The 1,657-nt window shown below is 44.5% G+C and carries 1 protein-coding gene; it reads right to left on the bottom strand.

Annotated elements, in window-relative coordinates:
• A partial coding sequence (locus tag HRU21_13205) for a hypothetical protein (GenBank protein ID NRA43245.1) occupies positions 1-1,606 on the bottom strand: 1,606 nt, incomplete at its 3' end.
• Positions 1,607-1,657: the final 51 nt, after the last annotated feature.

Here is a 1,657-nt window from a genome sequence, read left to right as displayed (position 1 = left end):
ACCCTTCGATTGCATCGTTAGAATATGCAGTTTGAATATTAATTAATCGATCGCCAGGCAGAGCGCTCTCAGCCGCTCGAAACACCGTGTCCAAATTATCGCTGACCGCAATCCAACCCAAACCTTCATTGGAGATCAAAGGAGAACCTAAGCTAGTTTCGGCAAAATCAAAGGCAGCTTTAAATTGTGTTGCCGATGTATTGACAGTTGAGGCAACTATAAACGGGCTAGCAGGGGCAAGTTCAGGGGGGGTTAAAGAGGCGTCATTACTGATTGTCTGTGGCGCGGCAAGAATAATTGGCGGCACTTGGTAAGCATTTACACCGTTTATTAAGGGAAAATTTATTACTTGATAGCCGGTAGCATTACTGAGGTTGTCACCATTATTGGTACAGTTAGCAGCATTCTTACCTTTACAAATAGTTGTAAACAGCGTGTCTGCAATAACAACAATATTGTTTTCTAACTGATGCTCACCAGGCACCACGGCCAAGAAATCAACATCCATTGACTGCCCTGGAGAAGTCTCTCCCTGCGGCACCGTTTGTGCCATAGTGAACCCCTGCTCAGTCACGTTCCAAACCCTGACATAAGTTGGCAGTTCGTCTGAACCCTGATCGGTTGTCATCGGTACAACAATGGGTGGGGCGACGAAATCGGCACCAAACAGCGCTGAAAAATCCACCTGCGTTGGCTGCAGCGAAAAACCAGTAATAAAACCACTATTGGCAGGAATTGAACTACCGCCGGCGACAATATTTGGGCCGCCAGCAGGATTGGCAACGAAAGACTCGGACACTGCAATAATATTTACTTGTTCATCAATATGCGCACGCTCATCGTCAGAAAACACATCTTCTTCGGTGCGCAATGTAATTTGGTTAGTTGAACTATTACAGCGTCGTAACCAACTGCCGTTGAAACCGGCACGGGTAATCTGGCTAGCAAGATAAATAGGGCTACTGCCTGGTGCAAAATTACTGAGAGATTGACTCGCTAAACTTATGGTATCGCAATCAACATTATTATTAGAGCTATTAACCGTTTGACTGCTGGTGAAAGCTTTTATCTCAATACTATCGCCAGAAGTATCTAACAGCGTAAATTCACTTTTACTAGTATTAAGCTCAACCTCGATCGCGAGCCACGCTATCTCTTCAGATTGTGAGAGATTATTTATTGTAGCTGGGGTGCCAGCCTCCGCTCGTTCTAACGAAACTTCAAAACCCTCAATCGAACTTTGCGGCGATGCAGTACTTGGCACACGCTGAACTAACTCTAAAAATGGCTCGGTGGCGCGATCAAATACGCTACCCGCAAATAAACCAATATCGTTTTTAATCGTCTGCAGCTCGCTTATGACCACCGGCGTTCGTTGAAAAGGATCAATATTCGAGAATGGCACAAACTGGTATTGCTCAGTAAAATTATTCTGGTCATTAAAAAAACTACTCGACTGATTTTGTGGCAATATGTCGCTAAAGCCCACCTGAACTCGAACACCACCTATGGTAAAGCTACCTTCTTCAATGGCTAAATACTCTATCGACTGAGTAGGGTAAGCAATTGGGTTGACACCATTAAAATTACCTTCAGGTTCAGACACAAACACTTTGAAACCAGTACTCGTTACATCATACACACGAAGTGTCGTCGG

Source organism: Pseudomonadales bacterium, from assembly GCA_013215025.1.
In the GTDB taxonomy this organism is placed as follows: domain Bacteria; phylum Pseudomonadota; class Gammaproteobacteria; order Pseudomonadales; family DT-91; genus DT-91.
Note: the sequence above shows the minus strand (reverse complement) of the source record. Positions and strands in the feature narration are given on the sequence as shown.